This window comes from Candidatus Arthromitus sp. SFB-rat-Yit, assembly GCF_000283555.1.
Lineage (GTDB): Bacteria > Bacillota > Clostridia > Clostridiales > Clostridiaceae > Dwaynesavagella.
Map to the genome: position 1 here is coordinate 786,604 of NC_016012.1, position 22,848 is coordinate 809,451.

The following is a 22,848-nucleotide window of genomic DNA, read 5'->3' on the forward strand; positions in this document are numbered from 1 at the left end:
TTACTTAATCCTCAGTAAATTTTATTTAATAAAAATAAATGAAAATATTCTATTTAAAGAATTCGGATCATTTCTATATGAATAAAATTTCACGTCTTTGCTACAGTGCACACAATAATCAACAACATTCAAATTATAAATCGGTATATTACACGCCAAAACCGAAGTCTTAATGCACTCCAATAAACTAAGATTATTTTTATTAAAAATATTAGCATTTTTTTGGAATCTATGATGATTATTAAACTTATATTTAAGTTCTTCTCCAACTTCGTAACAACAAACTTTAATATGCGGTCCTATATAAATAACTATATCATTTACATCCGAATGATATTTTTTAACAAATATATCAATTGCTTTAACAACTATTTCGTTGTAAGTTCCCTTCCAACCACTATGTAAAACCGAAGCGATACGTTTCTTTGAATCAAATAAAAATATAGGAACACAATCTGCTGTAAAAACACCTATTCCACGATTTATTTCTCTAATTATAAGCCCATCGCCTTCTAAACCTAATGTAAAATTTTTATCACATTCAATAACAATATCACTATGTATTTGAGATACCACAAATATATCGCTTAAATTAAATTTCTCCTTGATAAATTTTATATTTTTATCGTAATTTTCAAGTTTTGGGTGTATTCCAAATTCAGAATTAGCCGTAGTAACTCCAAAACCAATATTATCTATTTCTTTATACAAAAAATATTTACTATCGAACTCTATTAATTTCATAAATCACCCTAATAACATACTGTAAAAGTTATTAAATGTACTAATTAAACAATTATACATTCTTCTTTTGAAATATAATAACATAATCAAAATAAAAATTACAATAAAATTTAAATATGTTAATACATTCCAATTCATTTATTCCAATAATAAATCCATATTACTTCCATCAACCAAAATAACATCCAACCCTATTTTCATTATCTTTTCCCAAGGAATTTCTAAACAATTATTTTTAAAAAACCAGGACACTTTACCATAAGAAACTATAATTGATAACACCCTAAATGTATTTGTATCAATCATATAATCGCTTATATACCCTATTTTAGCACCTATGCTTACATCTATAACTTCCATTGATTTTAAATCATTTAATGAAAATGACATATCTATCATAAAATCATTCCTTCGTTCTTTTAAAAAATTTTTTTATTAAATTTATATGACTTGACATTTTTATTTATACTATGTAAAGGATATAATAAAGATATGAATATTTATTAATGAAAGGATTGTATATGAATTATAACCACACACTAAAATTTGAAAACATGAATTGTTACGACTGTGCTGACAAAATTAAAACTAGATTACTAAAATTAAATTATGTCTCGAATGTAGACATAGACGTATTAAATCAAAAATTAAATTTAGAATTCATTGATGATTCTAACACACAACAACGCTTAGAAGAAATTATGAAGTTATGTATAAATATTGAACCTGACATAAACTTTGTTGACTCTAAGAATCCAAATAAATCTATGAATAAAATAAACTACAAGCAAGCCATTGCATTTTTGATTGGTGTAACCCTATTTATAATTTCATTTTTCATAAATGGATCTGGACCTTTAAAATTTTACGTATGTCTTATAAGTTATTTGTTAATAGGATTTGAAATCTTAAAAAAGGCAATTATCAATATAAAAAAGGGTATAATTTTTGATGAAAATACATTGATGATGATTGCAACAATAGGAGCATTTGTAATAAAAGAATTTCAAGAAGGTATAGCAGTTATTATATTTTCAAGAGTTGGAGAATTTATACAAGACATGGCTATTAACAAGTCACGTTCTTCAATCTCAAATCTGATGGACATAAGACCTGATACAGCAAATCTAGAAATTAATGATTCAATCAAAATTGTTGATCCAAATGAAATTAAAATTGGAGATGTAATTGTTGTAAAACCAGGTGAGAAAATACCTTTAGATGGAGAAATAATTCAAGGAGAGTCCCAATTAGACACTAAAGCCTTAACCGGAGAATTCTTAACCAAAGAAGTTAAAATTGGAGATAAAGTAATATCTGGATGCATAAACATCTCTTCTTTAATCAAGATAAAAGTAGAATCAGAATTCAAAAATTCAACAATATCCAGAATTCTTAATCTCGTTGAAAGTGCTACATCAAAAAAATCAAATACAGAAAATTTTATTACTAAATTTTCAAAAATTTATACTCCTATCGTTATAGTAATCGCTTTAATAATAGCAATAATCCCACCATTTATTTTAGGATATAATACTATCTCAACATGGATTTATAGAGCTTTAATATTTTTAGTTATATCTTGCCCTTGTGCGTTGGTAATCTCAATACCATTAAGTTTCTTTAGTGGTATAGGGGTAGCATCTAAGAACGGTATACTTATAAAAGGAAGTAACTATTTAGAAGCACTAAATAATTTATCAACTTTAGTATTTGATAAAACAGGAACTGTAACAGAAGGCAAATTTTTTATAACTAAAATTATAACTAAAGATTGCACAACAGATGAATTATTAAAATACGCTGCAATGGCAGAAAGTTTTTCAAATCATCCAATTGCTAAATCTATAGTCAACCATTACAATCATCCAATTGAGCAATCAAAAATTTCTAGGTTCGAGGAAATTGCTGGATATGGTATAAGCATTTGTATAGATGATGACACAATAATAAGTGGAAATAAAAAGATGATGGATAAATTCAATATCCATATTGAATCCACAGATGAGCCTGGAACAAAAGTATATGTAGCCAAAAACAACACTTATCTCGGATATATTTTGATATCAGATAAAATAAAAGAGAATTCAGCTAAAACTATTGCTGAATTGAAAGATATGAATGTGAACAAACTAGTAATGCTTACAGGGGACAATAAGAAAACAGCTCAGCATATCGCAGAAACATTAAAAATCCCAGAAGTATATTCAGAGCTATTACCAGACCAAAAAGTAAAATATGTAGAAGAATTAATTTTAAATAAAACTCCAAAATCAACTTTAGCATTCATTGGAGATGGTATAAATGATGCTCCTTCTCTTGCTATAGCAGACATTGGAATATCTATGGGTGGAATTGGAAGTGATGCTGCTATTGAAGCATCTGACATTGTTTTAATTGATGACGATCCATACAAAATAATTAAAGCTATAAAAATAGCAAAACAAACAAGAAAAATTGCTACACAAAATATAATTTTATCTTTATCAGTAAAAACATTAGTAATAATACTGGGTGCTTTAGGTTTATCATCTATGTGGGCAGCTATATTATCAGATGTTGGTGTATCACTTATTGTAATTTTAAACTCGGTTAGAATATTGAAAAAAGAAATATAAAAGGAGGCTATCTATATAGATAGCCTCCTTTTTGTTATATATACTTTCTCATATGTTTTAAAGCCGTCTTTTCTAATCTAGATACTTGTGCTTGAGAAATACCAATTTCCTCAGCAACCTCCATTTGAGTTCTCCCAGTAAAAAATCTCAAATTCAATATCATAGTTTCTCTTTTATTTAATTTCTTCATAGCTTCCTTTATAGATATATCCTCTATCCAATTTTCATAACAATTTTTAGAATCACTTATTTGATCTAAAACAAAAATCGAATCTCCTCCATCATGATAAATAGGCTCAAATAATGATATTGGATCTTGTATAGCATCCAAAGCAAATACAACATCTTCCCTAGGAATATCTAATTCTTTAGCAATTTGTGATACTGTGGGTTCTTTATTATTTTCAGACATCAACTTATCTTTTACAATCAATGCTTTATACGCTATATCCCTAAGCGATCTACTAACCCTAATAGCATTGTTATCTCTTAAATATCTTCTAATTTCTCCTATTATCATAGGAACTGCATAAGTAGAAAATTTAACATTCTGTGTTAAATCAAAATTATCTAAAGCTTTAATAAGTCCTATACAACCAACTTGGAATAAATCATCTACATTTTCACCTCTATTATTAAATCTATGTATAACACTCAATACTAATCTTAAATTTCCTTGTATAAACACTTCTCTAGAGTTTGTGTCACCATTTCTCATTTTTAATAAAAGTTCTTTCATTTCTTTGTCCTTAAGCACAGGTAGTTTAGCTGTATTAACTCCGCATATTTCAACCTTACTTATCATAATATCAGCCCCTTCAGAGTACTTATCCTTCTTAGTATTACCGACATCTTTCGATAATATTCATTTTTTTTAACTGTTTTGTAATTTTTTTGTAGTGTTTAATTTACACAATTATTTAATATATAAAAATTAAAGAAAACCTACTACAAATTAATGTAATAGGTTTTCTCTAAAATAATTTAATTATAATTTGATATTAAATTATAACATTTTATTTATTTCCTTTTTTAATTTCTTAATAATTCTCTTTTCTAACCTAGAGATATATGATTGTGAAATTCCCAAAATATCCGCTACTTCTTTTTGGGTTTTTTCCAAATATCCATTTAAACCAAATCGTAGAGATATTATTTCATGTTCTCTATTATTTAATGATTCCATTGCTATAACAAGCAAACTTCTATCAATTTCCTCTTCAATGAATTCAAAAACATTACTATCACTAGATCCAAGTATGTCTGATAGTAATAATTCGTTTCCATCCCAATCTGTATTTAACGGTTCATAAAATGAAATTTCTCCCTTTATTTTATTCATTCTCCTCAAATACATCAATATTTCATTTTCAATGCATCTCGAGGCATATGTCGCTAGTTTTATTTTTTTATCTGGATTAAAAGTATTAACCGCCTTAATAAGCCCGATAGTCCCAACAGATATAAGATCTTCTACCATAATTCCAGTATTTTCAAATTTTTTAGCAATATAAACAACCAATCTTAAATTTCTTTCAATCAATATTGTTCTTATATTTTCTGTATCCGTAACCAATAATTTATTTATTAAATCATCTTCTTCATCACGTGTTAATGGTGGTGGTAATGCATCGCTACTACCTATATAAAAAATAGCACGAGTTATATATTTAAATTTATAAATCAAATTATTAATGAAAATTATTATCTTCCTCATTAACCTTCCCCCTAAATTATGCATCTAGATAATATTGCTTCAAAACGTTTATTAGGATCTAATGATGTATAAGTTGTACACAAAATAATATCCGCATAAAAATCTTTATTGTTGTTTTTAAAATGAACATTTTTAACTTTTATACCTTCAAAATATGATACATCTCCTGTTATAACTTTATATGGTATTTTATAGAAATATTTTTCATGGTAAAAAATGCCTGGAATACATCTTTTTTCTACAATTATTACTGGTAGACCAGACACTGGTTCATACAACTCATTACCTGTATCCAAAAATCCATTAAATTTATAAATTTTATTTTGATAGTTTAATTCTATTTCAAATATGTAATTATTAAAAAATGTATTTCTAGTTATATATTTTTTTACAATACCATATATGACAAAAACAACAATAAAAATTACAAATATGATTTTATAATTTATATTTACAAACCACGTGCTTAAAAATTTAATAATCCCAAATAATATAAATGATGTAAAGAACATGCTCACAATTATCTGTATAAAATAATTAACTCTTATCTCAGGAACACATAAAATTAATCCAGCAAATGTGCTGGTCAATATAATAAATAACAAATAAATCACAGAATTTAAATTTATTAAAATCAAACTAGATATAAATGATGATACAATTGATGCAAATAATAATCTATAAAAATTCAACTTTAAATTTAATATTTTAAAAGATGTATATAGAATAAATAAATTAAAAATGAAGTTCTCAAATATAAACAAATCATAATAAATAATCATATTTAAGTCCTCCTATTTACCTTTATTTATTATAGAAGTTATTTAATTAAAATTTTGTTGTTTTTACTGTAAACAATATATTTTTTTATGTAATATTTTACAATATTTATATGATCCATGTTAATTCTCACTTAAAAAAACGAGAAGACTAGCATAAAAATTTTAAAATACGCCAGTCTTCTCGTTTAAATTTTAAACTATGTATTATTTATTAAAATCACGTTTCCTTAAAAAGGCAGGAATACCATAATCATCTTCTTTATCATTGTTCTTCTTATTAACATCCTCCCTTTCAATTGGAGGTTCTTCTTTATCTTCTTTTATTGTCTTAGAAATATCAGGTTTTGTTACTAAAATCTCTTCTTTAAATATCTCGCTTACTTTTCTATTTGCACTTCCTTCAAAACCAGTAGCTATTAAAGTTACTCTAATTTCGTCTTTTAAATCTTCATCTATAACAGCTCCAAACATAAATACTGCATCTTCATCTGTAGATTCTTGAACCATATTTCCAGCTTCATGAATTTCATGCAGTGATAAATCAGGTCCACCTGTAACATTCATAAGTACACCTGTAGCTCCAATTATAGATGTTTCGAGTAATGGCGATGATATTGCTTGCTTAGCTGCCTCTATAGCTCTATTTTCACCAGTACCCCTACCTATACCCATATGAGCAAGACCTCTATCACTCATAATTGCTTTTACATCAGCAAAATCTCTATTAACTATACCTGGTATAGTTATAAGATCAGATATACCCTGAACACCTTGTCTTAAAACATCATCCGCTTTCTTAAAAGCTTCAAGTAAAGATGTTTTTTTATCAACCATTGTTAACAATCTTTCATTTGGTATTGTCACTAAAGTATCAACTTTACTCATCAAATTAGATATACCCATATCTGCTTGCATCATTCTTTTTCTTCCTTCAAATGGAAAAGGTTTTGTAACAACACCAACCGTTAATATTCCCAACGATTTTGCTATTTCTGCAACAACTGGAGCAGCACCCGTTCCCGTTCCTCCTCCCATTCCCGCGGTTATAAATACAAGCTCTGCTCCTTGTATAGCATCCTTTATCATATCTTTACTTTCTTCAGCAGCTTTTTCACCAATATCTGGATTCGCTCCAGCTCCAAGACCTCTTGTCAACTTCTCACCTATTTGAATCTTAGATTCAGCCTTAGATAATCTTAAAGCTTGATTATCAGTATTAACAACAATAAATTCTACATTTTTAAGACCATCTTCTATCATTCTATTAACAGCGTTCCCTCCGCCGCCACCACATCCAATTACTTTTATTCTTGCATTTTGAAAAATACTATTCATATCAAAATCTAACACACTAATTCCTCCTGTTTTATTAGAAAAGCTAAAATTTAAATTTTGTATTAAAAATATGGAAATTTATATATAAAAATTTAAATACACCGCAGCTTACAGAACTATGTACATAAGAAATATATTCAACAAAAATCCTTAAACTCCTTGTTTAATTCTTAAATTTTTCTAGTTCATTAATGCTTACATTTCTTGAATGATCCGTGTGAAACCACTCTTTTTTATTTTTATTCAAAATTCCTTGTATTGCTATAGGTACCCATGTAATTATATAAAATGGATATATAAATATATAATACATTAAAACTTTAAAATTTAATTTAGAATCTAAATGTATCATTATAGGAGTTATCATAAACTGGAATATAAAATACGCTAATGATATAAATCTTATAGCTTTAAATTCAAAAACCAATGGTTGTCCCATAAAAATACCAACTAATGATAATAATAATCTAGACATATTAAATATTGAAACTATTCCAAGTATAGTTATTACTATAGGTTGTATTGAATATAACGCACAATCCAAAGCTTTCAAATCCCTATGAGAAAATACTCTTTCAATTAATTTCAAGAAATACCTACTTGATACATCAGCAAATCCTTGCATCCACCTTTTTCTTTGATTCCATGATTGTTTTAATGTAAGAGGTTTTTCATCATAAACAACAGCCTTATACGCAAAAACAACCCTCATATTATTCATTATTAGTTTACAAGTAAATTCTAAATCTTCAGTAAGGCATGTAGCTCCCCAGCCAACTTTTTTAAGCGTTTCAATATCTAAACAAAATCCTGTACCAGATAATTGACAAGATAATCCTAAATTATCTCTACACAACTGAAATAATCTATTATTGCTCCAAAACGCTATAGAATAACTCATTGTAAGCCAATTATCATTTGGATTCTTACTATCAATATAACCTTGGATAACTTTATATCCATTGTTTAATTTTGTATTCATCTCTGTTAGGAAGTTAGGAGACACTATATTATCAGCATCCAATACAATAATAGCAGAATATCTATCTCCCATATCAAATATTTTATTAAACATCCATTCTAGAGCATATCCTTTTCCTTTATTATTATCGTCAAACCTTTCATATACCAATGCTCCTTGAGCTAGAGAATACTCTTTTGTTTTATCTGTACAATTATCCGCTACAACAAAAACATCATAAAATTCTTTATCGTAATTCAAACCTTTCAAACTTTTCAAGCTATTAGAAATAACCTTCTCTTCATCATGAGCAGCAATAACAATAGCAAATCTATTTTTCTTATCAAGCTTTTTATTTTTTCTGTTTTTCAAAAGAAGACCCAGTATTGAAATTGCCAAATAATAAAATGAAATAATATAAACTAAATTCACAATAATTGAAGCTATTTTTTCAATTAAATCAAAAAACAAATTGATATACCTCCTCTTAATAGCTACTTTCTTAAATACATTACTACAATATTACTTAATAATTCAATATAATTTTTGCAGCAATTTCTTTATTAGATACATTTTGAACAAAAACCTCTCTTGAAATAAGTCCTTCTTTGTAAGCGTTTATCAAAGAATTGTCCATGGTACATATACCTAATTTCGTATTGTTCTGCATTAAAGTATATAGGTTTTTAATATTATTTTCTCTTATACAGTTAGCTATTATTGGAATATTGATCATAAATTCAAACAAATATAAATTGTTTTGATTTTTATCAAAAATGTTTTTTTGGTGAATCATACATCTTAACATACTTGGTAAAATATTTTTAAGATAAGTTTTATCCTTTGGTTCCATTCCAAATAAAAATTCCAATGTTCTTTGTATGCTATTTGAATAAAATGTTGCTATAACAAGTATACCCGCATCACAGCATTTCATTATCAGCTTCATAACTTCATAATTTGGTATATCATCAATAACCAAAATATCTGGTCTTTCTCTAAACGCAGACTCAATACCACTTATATACGAGTCCGTATCAGTTCCCATTTCCCTTTGATTAACTATAGACTTATTATGCCTATATAGAATATCAATAGTTGATTCAAGCGTAATGATATATTTTGAATATGTATTGCTAATTTTTTGAATAATTGTTGAAAGTGTAAAATTTTTTCCACTATTGATTGATCCAATTATTAATACTAATCCATTTTTTAATTGAGATACAAAATTGTAAATATTATTTGGAATATCAATTTCATTATTAAACTCATTTCTAGATAATATTTTAATTGATATTGCAATACTGTTTCTTTGTCTAAAAATATTAGCTTTAAACCTTCCAATACCTGGTATCGAAAATGATATGTACTTTTCTTCAGTTTCAAATAATTCAGTAAACTTATCCCCTAAAATTTCTTTTGCATAAGTTGTAAGATCATCTGAATTTAATTTTTTCTCAAACATAACTTCCAAATCCGAATTAACACGACCAAATATATTTGCACCAACGCTTAAATATATGTATGAAAACTCTTTATCGCAAGCTAACTTTAATATATCTTGTAATGACAACATAGCTACTACAAAAGAGTACGATACTCTTATTCCTCTCTCAAAAATAGTTTATATTAGTTTATATTTCCCAAAATATATTTTTATATACAAAAATAACCATCCCTAAATGCAGAGATGGTTATCATATTACTTTTTAACAAATAATTCTTTATTCAATTTCATTAACGCTTTCTTTTCAATTCGTGAAACATAAGATCTTGAGATATTTAATTTTTTAGATATTTCCTTTTGTGTTTTAATCTTTCCATCTATCAATCCATATCTCAATTTTATTATAAGTTGTTCCTTCTCAGTCAAAATATCATTAAGCTTTTTATACATTTTTTTAATCGTTAATTTTTGTTCAACAATGTCAATTATTGTATCATCACTACTATTTAATACATCTATCAAAGAAATTTCATTTCCTTCTTTGTCTGTTCCTATAGGATCTTGAAGAAATACTTCATTTTTCGTCTTTTTAGAATTTCTTATCAACATTAAAATTTCATTTTCTATACATCTTGCAGCATAAGTTGCAAGTTTAGTTCCTTTTACATAATCAAAAGACTCTATACCTTTTATAAGTCCTATCGTTCCAACAGATATTAAATCTTCCACATCTCTTACCGATGAAAATTTTTTAGCTATATGAACAACCAATCTCAAATTTCTTTCAATTAAAATATTCTTAGCTTTTAAATCTCCTGCTTTAAATCTATCTATATATTCTTTTTCCTGTTCGCTAGTTAATGGGTTTGGGAATGAATTATTTCCAACTATATATCCTACAAATAAAACTACGCTACTGATGATCTCAAATAAGTTGTCTATCAATTAAGATCCCCCTATTAAATGCTCAAAAACAAAAAACTAAAAAGTACTGCTATAATAATCTACTATTTCTTTAAAAATTGGACCTGCTGTATTTCCTCCAAACTGTCCCTCTTCATTTATGTTTTCAACAAACACAAACATTGAATAATATTTGTTTCTATGTTTAAAATATCCTAATACCCATCCATCTGAAACAAGACTTTCTCCATCAAACCTTTCAGTTGTACCTGTTTTAATTCCACTTTCTAGACTGTTAATTTTAATATTCTTTCCTGTCCCATTTTCCAAAGTATTTATTAACATATCTTTCATTATGTTTGCTGTATCTTTTTTCAATACTTTGTCAGAATCAACCTCAAATTCTTTTATAATTTCATTATTTTCATTCACGATTTGATCAACCAACTTTAGTCTATTATAAACACCATTATTTAAAATAGTATTTGTTATACTCAAAGCTTGTAATGGTTCAATTAACATATTTTGTCCCATAGATAAAAATAAAGGTCCATCCTCATATTCTTTAGGTTCGGCATAACTTCCACTAGCTTCTCTCAAATCACTAAACCCCAATACTTTCTTAAATAACCCTTGATCCTCAGCATAACTTTTAATCAAATCCCAACCAATCTCTTTTCCTATTTCTGCAAATATATTATTACATGAAACGGCAAGAGCATCTTCTATAGTTAAGGTTCCTGAATGCCTATTTTTACATAAATTATACCTGCTATTTTCACAGTTGAAAGTATGTTTAGATGTGAAAATTCCGGAATCAATAGCAGCCTCTGCAACTACAAGTTTAAAAACTGAACCTGGAACATATCCAAGGCTTGCAGATCCAAGAATAATATTAGGATTATACTCGTTTTTTTGGACTAATGCTTTTATTTCTCCAGTTGTCGCTTCCGATATAGCAATTGCTATACCATCAAATTGATCATATTTTTTATCTTTAATTATATTTTTTATCCCCTCTTGTAACTCTTTATTTATAGTTAATTTTAAATTATTATTATCTTCATCTACGACTTTTTTACCATTCTTAACATAATTGAAATCAATCTTTGGATACTTATTATTTTCAATATAGTTATGATACTCATCATTTGTTGAATTTTCGGAAATTTCCTTAATTAAAATATTTTGAATTGACCACGCTTCATTCTCATTAAATTCGTTGTACTCGTAAAGATAAACCCCATTTATATCTTGCAAAGTTTTTAATTTATCATATGTATACTTGTCAACCTCAAACTTAAAATTGTATCCAGGATTCTCTTGAAATTTTTGAATCAAATCAAAATCTTTGTTATAGTTTTTTAAAATAGATGTGAATGTTAAAATCTTCTCCATTTCTATATTATTATTATAGTTTTTAAATATGTTAGATTTTACTTGTACTATATATTTATTATTATACTTAATTAAATCATTGAAATTCTCATCAAGAATTCTATAATTTAAATTACTTGTCCTATAATCTAAATTGTATTGATTCGTTGCTATGGATACATACTTATCTGATTTTGTACCTAACTGTATAAATGCAAGTCTAAAAATTATAACAAGGATACTCAATCCAAACAAAATATTTATAAATCTTATTCTCACTCTGATATTATTTTTATCCATAAATAAAACCCCACTCTATTGATCCAAAAGAAATATTTGTATAAATCATTTCAAATATTTTTAAAAATATTCACATAAATTAACAAATTCTCAAAAACAAATTCAGAGCTAGAATAAATTAATTATTCTAGCTCCAAATATTTTAACCAAGTGAAATTTCATTTTTCTTCATAATTATAAAATCATTTGTCTTTAATTCAGTTTCAACATGTGCTGTAAAAATCATTTGAGCATGGTTAGCCTTCTCAATATTTTCACCTTTATCATTCTTCATATCGTTTAATACAACCTCAAAATTTTCAGTTTTAGGTCGTATAATCTCAACCTTATCTCCATTAAACACTCTATTTCTTTGCTCAATAGTTGCTATCTTTGTTTCTTTATCATAATTTTTAACAATACCAATTATATCATATTCTCTTACATACGTTGCACTTTCATAACTTTGCTCTCCAGATTTTCCATAAAAAAATCCTGTAGAATATCTTCTATGACTTATCTTCTGAAGATTTCTTTTCCAATCAGGGTTAACTTTAAAATTTTCAGGATCGGCATAATATGTATCAATAGCCTCCCTATACATCTTTACAACCATGGCAAGATAAAATAAACTTTTCATACGTCCTTCAATTTTCACAGAGGCAACTCCAGATCTAATTACATCATCAATATGTTCAATCATACATAAATCTTTTGAGTTCATTATGTAAGTTCCATCTTCGTCTTCAAAAACTGGGTAATACTCATTAGGTCGTGTTTCTTCCACAAGATAATATTTATATCTACAAGCTTGAGAGCAAGCCCCCTTGTTTGAATCTCTAGATGTCATATAATTTGATATTAAACACCTACCAGAATAAGCCATACACATAGCTCCATGAACGAACACTTCTATTTCACAATCTTCTGGCAATTTCTTCACAAATTCTTCTACCTCTTTTAGTTTTAATTCTCGAGCTAAGATTATCCTTTTTAATCCATAATCATACCAGAATCTCGCAGTTTCATAATTCATCGCATTAGCTTGAGTACTTAAATGTATATCCATGTTTGTATTCTTTTTAACTATTGAAATCAAACCTGGATCTGCAATGATCGCACCATCGAAGCCCAAAGATTCACATCTTTTGACATAGTCTTCAATACCATTCATGTCAAAATTTCTTGGGATCGCATTCAAAACCAAATAAACTTTAGCTCCTCTATCATGAGCATATTTTATTCCCTCTTTCATCTCATCAAAATCAAAATTATCTGCAAATGCTCTCAGATTTAATCTTGGACCTCCAACATAGACAGCATCAGCTCCAAAATCAATAGCTACCTTTAATTTTTCTAAACTGCCTGCAGGTGCAAGCAATTCAACTTTTTTCACCTTATTAATTCCTCCTTAAAATCATAATACCATCACCAATAGGTAACAACATTGTTGAAAATCTTGTATCGTTGACAACATTCTTTAAAAATTTTCTCATGTTGTTTACGATAGTTTTTTTACGTTTTACAACTAAACTATCTGACGCAACCATGCCTTTATATAAAACATTGTCGAAGATAATTATACCATTTTTATTTAAATTTTGGATACAATTGTTCAATAGTTTCTCATAATGAGATTTAGATGAATCAATAAATATAAAATCATATCCACGATCTAAATATTCAAAATTTTCAAAACAATCCCCCTCTATAAGACGTATTTTGTTTTCATAGCCAAACTTTTTAAAATTTTCTTTTGCTTTTATGATACGATTCTTATCTCTTTCAACGGTTGTTATTTCAACGTTACCTTGAAGTTGTTCGCACATAAAGATAGAAGAAAATCCTATAGCTGTTCCAAATTCCAAAATATTTTTAGGGATATTGATTTTAAGCATTATACTTATAAAATTTTGAACTTGTTTGTCAATTATTGGCACATTATTTTCTAAAGCATATACCTCAAGATCCATAAGATCGTTTGATAAATCTAACCTTGTATTTTTAATTATAAATTCATTTATATCATCATTAACGATATTACTCATGATAATTTCTCCTAAATCAACAAAATTAATAAAAATAATTTTTTGTTATTTTTTGACTTTTTATAAAAATATAGTCAATAATATATTCCATGTCAATAATTGTATTTAATTGACATTTCGATAAAACATAAAAGGCCACCTATTGAGATGACCTTTTAAAATTTATTTTTTTACAGCAAGAGTTGTATCTCTTATTGCTTTTTGTCTTAAGAAATCTGCATAATTTTCAAAGAAATAATGATAGTTCGTTTCATCATTTAATATGAAATATAGATAATTCGTTTCAATTGGACTTATCGAAGCTTTAAGTGATTCCCTTCCTGGTGATGCAATAGGCCCTATAGGAAGCGATGAATACTTGTATGTATTATACTTCGAATCAACTTCCAAATCAGAATTATATAATACCTCCTTATGTTTTCCTAAAGCATATATAACCGTTGCACAAGACTGAAGGGGCATTTCAATTCTTAATCTGTTATAAAATACAGATGCAGCTTTTACTCGTTCTTCATCATGTATAATTTCTCTCTCGACAATAGATGCCATCGTTACAATATCATCTATCTTATCTTCAGGAATAGAAACTTTTAATTCAGTTTCTAATTCCTTTAAAACTGTTTCAAATTTATCAAGCATAATTTTTATTACAGTATTCGGTGTTGAATCTTTATCAAAATGATAAGTATCTGGAAATAAAAATCCTTCCAACATATATCTTCTCTCATCGACATTTTTAACGTATTTTGGTAATGGATAATATTTAACTTCATTTAAAAAATCTTGTTTTGTAAAACCTAATCCTGACTTCTCAAATAACTCTCCCATTGCTTCCACAGAATATCCTTCAGGTACAGTAACCTTAATAAATTCAGGCATTCTTCCTTTATTTAAAAATGCCATAACTGTACCTAAAGAAACATCGTCACCAAAAGAGTATTGTCCCGGTTTTATATTTGTATCATAATTAAATATTTTAACTGAAAGTTTTACAAATAAAGAGTTTCGAAGTTTACCTTGATTTTCCAACTTATTTATTACATTGTTTAAGGTATCACCCTCTTTAACATCAATTTCTACATTAGATGAGAATGGTCTATTATTTATTGATTGAAAGTTATAAACGAAATAAGCAACAAAACATAATAACAATGAAAAAATTAAAATCAAAATTTTAGATAGCCAAGATATTCTCATTAAATCCTCCTATACATTGCAACATTTATAATTCGTGAAAATTAAAATCATATATTAACCATATCATTTATGTAAAAAATAAAATAAAAAGCCAAAGTGTAAAAAGTTAATACACCATGGCAAAGGTTAATTAAACAAAACTTTGTATGCCAAAAGCTTCATTTAATATCTTCATTATGTCATCAACAATTATACCAACTTTTTGTTCGTATTGAACATACTCAGCAACTACAGGATTAGCCATAACTTTTTGAGATACTATTTTAAATTTTTCTTCAGTTTCTTTCTCTAATTTGCCTTCTGAACGTTGCTCATTAAATACTAAAAATTGAACATCCCTTAATTCTTTCAACAAAGATGTTAAACTTTCATCTGCTTTAATCTTTTCACTTATCTCTTTTAATTTTTTAACTTCTTCCATTTGTTTTATAGAATTTGCCAATTCGTGAGCTTTATCATGAATATTAATCATGAAGTTTTCCCTCCTAATAAATCTAATATTTAAAAATTTATATAAATTATATTTCCATTATAATTGGTAAAATCATAGGGCGTCGTTTAGTTTTTTCATATAAAAAGCTTCTGAGTGTATCTTTAATATTTGATTTTAAAGTTGACCAATCCATTATTCCTTCTTCCTCACATTCACGAAGAACTTCTCTAACCAACTCTCTAACATTATCAATTAATTTTTCAGATTCACGCACGTAAACAAACCCTCTTGATATTATATCTGGACCTGCAATTATTGTTCCACTCTGACTATCTATAGTAACAACAACTGTAAGAACACCATCTTGCGACAAATGCTTTCTATCCTTAAGTACAATGTTTCCTACATCTCCAACTCCAAGACCATCAACAAATATTTGACCTGATGGTACAGTCCCTATTTTGCTTATGGAATTTCTCTTTACTTCGGCAATTTCTCCACATTCCATTATTAACATATTTTTTCTGCTAATACCAAGACTTTCTGCCAACTCAACATGATGATTTAGGTGCCTAAACTCCCCGTGAATTGGTATAAAGAATTTCGGTTTTGCAAGAGCAAGCATTAATTTAAGCTCCTCTTGGCATGCATGCCCCGATACATGAACTTTAGCTTTAGATTCATATATAACATCAGCACCACTCTTAAATAATTTATTTACAACCTTAGAAACAAGCTTTTCATTTCCTGGTATAGGAGTAGCTGAAAATATAACGGTATCTCCTGGAATAATCGATACCTTCTTGTGATCACCTGATGCCATTCTTGCAAGAGCAGACATAGGTTCTCCCTGAGTTCCAGTAGTTATAATAACAATCTTATCTGGAGCCCACCTATTAATCTCATCTATTCCTATTAATACATCATCATCGAACTGTATATATCCAAGTTCTTTTGCAACACCTGTTATGTTTTCCATACTTCTACCAGATATTGCAACTTTTTTCCCATACATTGCAGCTGCATTAATTATCTGTTGAATTCTATGGACATTCGACGCAAATGTAGCAACTATGATTCTAGATTTAGCTTTTCCAAATATATCTTCAAAAGTTCTACCGATCTCTTTTTCCGAAATTGTAAAACCTGGCTTTTCAACATTCGTACTCTCACCAAGCATACAAATTATTCCTTTTCTTCCAAGCTCCGCAATTCTTCCTAGATCGGCAATTTCTCCATCTATAGGAGTAAAATCAACCTTAAAATCTCCAGTATGATAAACTATTCCAATTGGTGTATGTATCGCAATCGAAACCGCATCTGGAATGCTATGATTATTTTTTATAAACTCCATGCTGATATTATCAAATTTAATAACATCCTTAGGACGCACAACATTCAATTTAGCGTAATCAATGTAATGTTCCTTAAGCTTCACAGATAGTATTCCCAATGTTAACCTCGTTCCATACACGGGAACATTAATTTGTTTTAATATGTACGGCACAGCTCCTAAATGATCTTCATGCCCGTGAGTTAAAAATATTCCTTTAACTCTGTCCTTATTTTTTATCAAATAACTTATATCTGGAATAACCAAATCAATTCCATACATATCATCATCAGGGAATTTTAATCCACAATCTATAACAAAAATATCATTTTTATATTCTATTGCTGTTATGTTTTTCCCAACTTCATTAAGCCCACCAAGCGGTATAATTTTTATCGAATTCTGAACTTTTTTCGAATCTCTATTAAAATTCTTTTCTTTCCTTTGTTGATTAAATTCTTTTTTAAAAGTGCCTTCCTTTTTAGGTGCTTCATCCTTTTTAGAATAATTATCTCTAGTTTTATAATTATTCTGAGAATCAACAACGTTACGTTTTGATTCTGTTTTTAAATCCATTATAAATCCTCCTATTCATTTTTACATTCACTACAAATGCCTAGAATCTTTAAATTATGGTCAATAATTTCAAATTTGTATTTATCTTCAACTCTCTTTTCTAAATTTTCTAACAAATCTTCTTTAACTTCCATAATTTTATTACATTTAACACAAATCAAATGGTGATGCGTATGTTCCTCATCAAAAGAAGACAATTCATATCTAATTACTCTACCATCAAATACTAACTTACTAAGAACTCCTAATTCTTCAAATAATACAATCGTTCTATAAACGGTAGCAATCCCTATAGTCTTATTCTTTTCGTTTACATAATTATAAATCTCATCAATTGTCAAATGCTTATTCCTATTTTCGATTATTACGTTCAATATACATTCTCTCTGAGCCGTTAATTTATATCCTTTTGACTTTAGGTATATTTTTATATCTTCCAAATCATTTAATCCTCTATGCATTAAAACTACTCCTTAGATATAAAATCCAAATTTATATCACTTATTTAAGATGTTCAAATAATCCTGCAAAATTATTTGAGCTGCTATCTTATCAACTATATTCTTTCTCTTTTTTCTAGACATATCTGCTTCTAACATAAAATTATTTGCTAAAACCGTAGTCAACCTTTCATCCATAAACTCAATCTCAATACCTTCATCCAAAATATTTTTTAGATCCTCACAAAACCTAATAACCTTCTCTCCTTGGAATCCAATACTGCCATTCATATTCTTAGGTAATCCCACGATAACTTTACCAATTTTATTATCTCTAATAATACCATTGATGTGAGAAATATCTTTTTCATACTCACTTCGCCTATATGTACCAATCCCTTGAGCTATTATTCCCGAACTAATAGCAATCCCAATATTCTTATCACCAATATCTAATCCCATGTAATTCATCTAACTAACCTCTGTACAACTAATAAAAAATCCAAGTAAGCTAAACGCAAACTTGGATAAAATTAATTACTTTTTTAAGTAAGCTTTTAATACTTCTTCTAATATCTCATCACGCTCAAGTTTACTTATCAATGCCCTGGCACCGTTATAATTTGTAATATAAGTTGGATCACCAGATATAAGATATCCTACTAATTGATTGATAGGCTTATATCCTTTCTGCTCCAAAGAATTATAAACCTCTTCTAGTATTTCTTTGGTATTTAATTGATCTACAGATTCAAATTTACTCTCGATCAAATCACGATCATACTTCATAAACATCGTAAAATCTTTTTTCATAAATCCATACGCACCTCCTCTTTTGGAGTCGTCTTGAAATAATTATATAACAATAATTATCATTTGGCAATTAAATAATTTCATATAATTGATTAAAAGCATTTTTAAGCTTTTCGATATCAGTTGCAGATCCTTGTGCCATTTCTTTTCTTCCGCCTCCACTTCCACCGGCTAATTTCAAAGTTTCTTTTAGTAACTTTCCACAATCAACTCCAAGCTCAATCGCTTTTTTATTTGCCATACAAACAACACTTGCTTTCCCATTTATCACAGTCGCAAGCATAAAAACTCCACACTCTACTTTATCTCTTATATTAGCACAAGCATCTCTAAGCCCATTGACATCTACATCATTAAAAATATTAACGACTACCTTTATACCATTTTTCTCTTTGCAATTTTCAACAATATTATCCATTTCCTTCAATTTCGCATTTGATATTACTGAAACTAAATTTAGTATTTCACTATTTTTATTTTTTATATCTGATACTAAACTTTTAACTTTATTTACAATTTCACCAATCGATGAAACTTTAACCTCTGACGAAATTTGATTTAAAATATTTCTATTAGATTTCACAATATCAAACACATTACTCCCTGTAGTTGCCTCTATTCTTCTTACTCCTGACGATACAGAACTCTCACTAGTTATAATAAAACTTCCAATAAATCCCGTATTAGTAACGTGCGTTCCACCACATAACTCCATACTAAAATCATCCACACTAAGAACTCTAACTTCATCTTCATATTTTTCATCAAACAAACAAGTCGCACCTTTTTCTTTCGCTGATATTATATCCATAAGTTCAGTTTTTACATTAATTTGTTTGTAGATATACTCATTAACCATATCTTCAACTCTTTTTATTTCATCATGCGTCAAAGCTTTAAAATGCGTAAAATCAAATCTAAGCTTTTTATCGTCTAAATAAGAACCAGATTGTTTAACATGGTTACCCAAAACACTTCTAAGTGCACTTTGAAGCAAATGAGTAGCTGTATGATTTCTACAAATAGATTTACGTCTAGGTTCATCAACAATAAGCAAGATTTCATCATTTTTCTTTATAGTTCCCTCTAGAACTTCCACAACATGATATATCTGCCCTTGCATATTTTTCTGCGTTGAAATAACTTTTGCGGTTCCATTTTGAGATTTTATTATTCCTATATCTCCAATTTGACCTCCCATTTCAGGGTAGAAAGGAGTTCTTTCAGAAATTAAAAACCCTTTAGTTTTATACATAATTTCATCACTAAAACTATTATCAACTATAATATCCATGATTTTGGATTTAATTTCTAAACGTTCATACCCAACAAACTCTGTTTCATAATTTTCAGTTGAATTTAAAACACCGAGGTCATTCCCTAAATAATTGTCAGTCTTTCTAGAATCTCGTGCTTTCTTCTGTTGACTTTTCATCTCAGCTTCAAATCCATCAATATCAACTGTTATATTCCTCTCTTTTAATATCTCTTCAGTTAATTCAATAGGGAATCCATATGTATCATACAATTTGAACGCTTTACTTCCTGAGAGGACATTTTCGTTTTTATTTTCCAACTCTTTCACATAATTGTTTAAAAGAATATCCATCCCATTGTTTAAAGTTTTGCTGAAATTATCTTCCTCAACATCAACAATGTTACTTATATATTCTTTTCTTTCAATCAATTCTGGATAACTATTTTTATACTCATCAATAACTTTAGAAACTATATCATTCAAAAACTTTTTATTGATACCTATAAGTTTTGCATGTCTAATACTTCTTCTCATCAATCGACGCAAAACATATCCACGCCCTTCATTACTAGGTATCACACCATCACAAATGAGAAAAGCTATACTACGAGAATGATCTGCAATTACTTTTGAAGAATAATCTAATTGATCTTCCTTACATGATGGATTAGCTATACTCTTAACTTTATCAACTAAACATTTTAAAAGGTCTGTTTCAAAAACATTTTTAACTCCTTGAGTTACGATAGCTAATCTTTCAAGTCCCATACCTGTATCAATATTTTTGTATTTTAAAGTTTCATACACTCCATTTTCATTTTTGTTAAATTGCGTGAACACAAGATTCCATATTTCAAAAAGTTCTCCTCTATCTTGAAATTCTAAAAATTTTTCCTTAGAATCTATTTTCTCATCTAAAAAAGAATAGAATATTTCTGAGCAAGGCCCACAAGGTCCAACACCAATTTCCCAAAAATTATCTCCTTTACCAATTTTAAAAATTCTATCCTCTTCAATTCCAATTTCTTTTTTCCAAATATCAAAAGCCTCATCATCTTCATTATAAACACTTATGTACAATCTATCTGTTGGTATCTCAATAACCTTAGTCAAAAATTCCCAAGCATAAGCTATAGCATCTTTTTTAAAATAATCACCGAACGAAAAATTTCCAAACATCTCAAAAAAAGTACAATGTCTTGCAGTCTTTCCAACACTATCAATATCTCCCGTTCTTATACATTTTTGACATGTTGTAACTCGATTAGATGGAGGAGTTGCAGCACGAGTAAAAAACTTTTTCAGAGGTGCCATACCTGCATTAATAAGCAATAAACTATCATCATCTTTAGGCACTAAAGGAAAGCTACTCATTACATAGTGTGATTTGTTTTTAAAAAACTCAATAAATAAATTTCTCAAATCATCATAAGTATATTTTTTCATAACACATATCACTCCATTTTAATTAAAATCCGCTGAATCATATTTATTTTAAAAATATTTTACTATAATTCCTCCACCCAAAACTATATCGCCTTGATATAACACTAAAGATTGACCACAAGTCATTGCACGTTGTGGTTCGTCGAAAACAATTTTTATCTTATCATCACTAACTCTATATATTTTCCCGGAACAAAGTTTCGCCTGATAACGAATTTTACCCTCAACATTCAATCCATCTTCAAAACTGTCAATATGTACAAGATTAATTTTATCAATTATGGCATTCCTAAAAAATAAATCTTCCTCATCTCCAATAACAATTTCATTAGTCTTAGCATTTATATCTATAACATACGCTGGTTTTCCAAGTGATAAATTAAGACCCTTTCTCTGCCCTATTGTATAATAAACAATTCCTTTATGCTCCCCTAGTATCTCACCATCTTTATTAACAAACTTTCCTTTAACAACCTTTTCTATGTTTGATATAAAATTTCCATGGTTTCCATCAGGAACAAAACAAATTTCCTCACTATCTTTTTTGTTATGTATATCCATACCAATTTCCTTAGCAATTTGTCGAACTTGCTCTTTTGTATATTTCCCACACGGCATCAAAATATTCTTTAATTGATCTTGTTTAAGAACATACAGCATGTATGTTTGATCTTTTTTGTGATCAATCCCTCTTTTTAATATGAATTTTCCATCAACTTCTTCAATGTTTGCATAATGTCCCGTTGCTATATAGTCAGCACCTAAATTTTTAGCTCCTTTTAGAAATTCTCCAAATTTTATATGTCTATTACATTCAACGCAAGGGTTTGGAGTATTACCACCCAAATAATCATTTACAAAATAATCAACTACCTTATCTTTAAATACATCTTTGTAATTCAAAACATAAAAAGGTATATTTAGGAGCTCTGCAACTTTACGAGCATCAAGAACTGATGAAAGAGAACAACATCCACCTTCTTGAAGTAAATAAACTTCATCATTCTGTGATAAATTCAACATAATGCCTATAACTTCATATCCTTCTTTTTTCAATAGATACGCAGCAACTGCACTATCAACTCCACCACTCAAACCAATAACAACTCTCTTTTTATCCAAAACATATCACCCAAAC

The 22,848-nt window shown here is 28.2% G+C and carries 21 protein-coding genes; 1 reads left to right on the forward strand and 20 read right to left on the reverse strand.

The features are described 5' to 3' along the window. Window positions 1–21: 21 nt before the first annotated feature. Complete coding sequence (pgeF, locus tag RATSFB_RS03675; RefSeq protein ID WP_014094703.1) at window positions 22–744, reverse strand: peptidoglycan editing factor PgeF; 723 nt, start codon at window positions 742–744, stop codon at window positions 22–24. A 138-nt stretch (window positions 745–882) separates the two neighbouring features. Then, the gene (locus tag RATSFB_RS03680) at window positions 883–1,143 is read right to left on the reverse strand and encodes a YlmC/YmxH family sporulation protein (RefSeq protein WP_014094704.1); all 261 of its coding nucleotides are present in this window, start codon (window positions 1,141–1,143) and stop codon (window positions 883–885) included. A gap of 107 nt (window positions 1,144–1,250) precedes the next feature. On the opposite strand from RATSFB_RS03680, the gene RATSFB_RS03685 reads away from it, so the two are divergent. Further along, window positions 1,251–3,362, forward strand: a complete 2,112-nt coding sequence (locus tag RATSFB_RS03685) for a heavy metal translocating P-type ATPase (RefSeq protein WP_371136973.1) — start codon at window positions 1,251–1,253, stop codon at window positions 3,360–3,362. A 34-nt stretch (window positions 3,363–3,396) separates the two neighbouring features. Here RATSFB_RS03685 and sigG read toward each other — a convergent pair whose 3' ends face one another. The 18 genes from sigG to mnmA all read right to left on the reverse strand — a co-directional run bounded on the left by sigG (window position 3,397) and on the right by mnmA (window position 22,832). Continuing rightward, a complete protein-coding gene (sigG, locus tag RATSFB_RS03690) occupies window positions 3,397–4,167 on the reverse strand; it encodes an RNA polymerase sporulation sigma factor SigG (RefSeq protein ID WP_014094706.1) in 771 nt (256 codons plus the stop codon). 201 nt (window positions 4,168–4,368) lie between these two features. Next, complete coding sequence (gene sigE / locus RATSFB_RS03695) at window positions 4,369–5,079, reverse strand: RNA polymerase sporulation sigma factor SigE (RefSeq protein ID WP_014094707.1); 711 nt, start codon at window positions 5,077–5,079, stop codon at window positions 4,369–4,371. Window positions 5,080–5,090: 11 nt separating this feature from the next. Continuing rightward, the gene (locus tag RATSFB_RS03700) at window positions 5,091–5,861 is read right to left on the reverse strand and encodes a sigma-E processing peptidase SpoIIGA (protein ID WP_014094708.1); all 771 of its coding nucleotides are present in this window, start codon (window positions 5,859–5,861) and stop codon (window positions 5,091–5,093) included. A 204-nt stretch (window positions 5,862–6,065) separates the two neighbouring features. Continuing rightward, window positions 6,066–7,211: a cell division protein FtsZ gene (gene ftsZ, locus RATSFB_RS03705; protein ID WP_014094709.1), complete on the reverse strand. Its 1,146-nt coding sequence runs from the start codon at window positions 7,209–7,211 to the stop codon at window positions 6,066–6,068. Between the two features lie 148 nt (window positions 7,212–7,359). Continuing rightward, a complete protein-coding gene (locus RATSFB_RS03710; protein ID WP_014094710.1) occupies window positions 7,360–8,628 on the reverse strand; it encodes a glycosyltransferase family 2 protein in 1,269 nt (422 codons plus the stop codon). A 55-nt stretch (window positions 8,629–8,683) separates the two neighbouring features. Continuing rightward, complete coding sequence (locus RATSFB_RS03715) at window positions 8,684–9,736, reverse strand: type IV pilus twitching motility protein PilT (protein ID WP_014094711.1); 1,053 nt, start codon at window positions 9,734–9,736, stop codon at window positions 8,684–8,686. A 126-nt stretch (window positions 9,737–9,862) separates the two neighbouring features. After that, window positions 9,863–10,552 (reverse strand): RNA polymerase sporulation sigma factor SigK, encoded by a 690-nt coding sequence (sigK, locus tag RATSFB_RS03720; protein WP_014094712.1) that lies wholly within the window; start codon window positions 10,550–10,552, stop codon window positions 9,863–9,865. 36 nt (window positions 10,553–10,588) lie between these two features. Next, window positions 10,589–12,187: a penicillin-binding transpeptidase domain-containing protein gene (locus RATSFB_RS03725; RefSeq protein WP_014094713.1), complete on the reverse strand. Its 1,599-nt coding sequence runs from the start codon at window positions 12,185–12,187 to the stop codon at window positions 10,589–10,591. 142 nt (window positions 12,188–12,329) lie between these two features. Further along, a complete protein-coding gene (locus RATSFB_RS03730; protein WP_014094714.1) occupies window positions 12,330–13,562 on the reverse strand; it encodes a peptidase U32 family protein in 1,233 nt (410 codons plus the stop codon). A gap of 4 nt (window positions 13,563–13,566) precedes the next feature. Next, complete coding sequence (locus RATSFB_RS03735) at window positions 13,567–14,214, reverse strand: O-methyltransferase (RefSeq protein ID WP_014094715.1); 648 nt, start codon at window positions 14,212–14,214, stop codon at window positions 13,567–13,569. A 162-nt stretch (window positions 14,215–14,376) separates the two neighbouring features. Further along, on the reverse strand, window positions 14,377–15,411 hold the full coding sequence (mltG, locus tag RATSFB_RS03740; protein ID WP_014094716.1) for an endolytic transglycosylase MltG: 1,035 nt from the start codon (window positions 15,409–15,411) through the stop codon (window positions 14,377–14,379). Window positions 15,412–15,541: 130 nt separating this feature from the next. Further along, a complete protein-coding gene (locus RATSFB_RS03745; protein ID WP_014094717.1) occupies window positions 15,542–15,883 on the reverse strand; it encodes a YlbF family regulator in 342 nt (113 codons plus the stop codon). Window positions 15,884–15,929: 46 nt separating this feature from the next. Further along, the gene (locus tag RATSFB_RS03750; RefSeq protein ID WP_014094718.1) at window positions 15,930–17,753 is read right to left on the reverse strand and encodes a ribonuclease J; all 1,824 of its coding nucleotides are present in this window, start codon (window positions 17,751–17,753) and stop codon (window positions 15,930–15,932) included. Between the two features lie 11 nt (window positions 17,754–17,764). Further along, complete coding sequence (locus tag RATSFB_RS03755; RefSeq protein ID WP_014094719.1) at window positions 17,765–18,214, reverse strand: Fur family transcriptional regulator; 450 nt, start codon at window positions 18,212–18,214, stop codon at window positions 17,765–17,767. A 36-nt stretch (window positions 18,215–18,250) separates the two neighbouring features. After that, on the reverse strand, window positions 18,251–18,664 hold the full coding sequence (ruvX, locus tag RATSFB_RS03760; RefSeq protein ID WP_014094720.1) for a Holliday junction resolvase RuvX: 414 nt from the start codon (window positions 18,662–18,664) through the stop codon (window positions 18,251–18,253). Window positions 18,665–18,730: 66 nt separating this feature from the next. Beyond that, the gene (locus RATSFB_RS03765; protein ID WP_102030040.1) at window positions 18,731–18,982 is read right to left on the reverse strand and encodes an IreB family regulatory phosphoprotein; all 252 of its coding nucleotides are present in this window, start codon (window positions 18,980–18,982) and stop codon (window positions 18,731–18,733) included. 94 nt (window positions 18,983–19,076) lie between these two features. After that, window positions 19,077–21,710 (reverse strand): alanine--tRNA ligase, encoded by a 2,634-nt coding sequence (gene alaS, locus RATSFB_RS03770; RefSeq protein WP_014094722.1) that lies wholly within the window; start codon window positions 21,708–21,710, stop codon window positions 19,077–19,079. A gap of 48 nt (window positions 21,711–21,758) precedes the next feature. Further along, window positions 21,759–22,832, reverse strand: coding sequence for a tRNA 2-thiouridine(34) synthase MnmA (gene mnmA, locus RATSFB_RS03775; RefSeq protein ID WP_014094723.1), 1,074 nt, complete (start codon window positions 22,830–22,832; stop codon window positions 21,759–21,761). Window positions 22,833–22,848 lie beyond the last annotated feature (16 nt).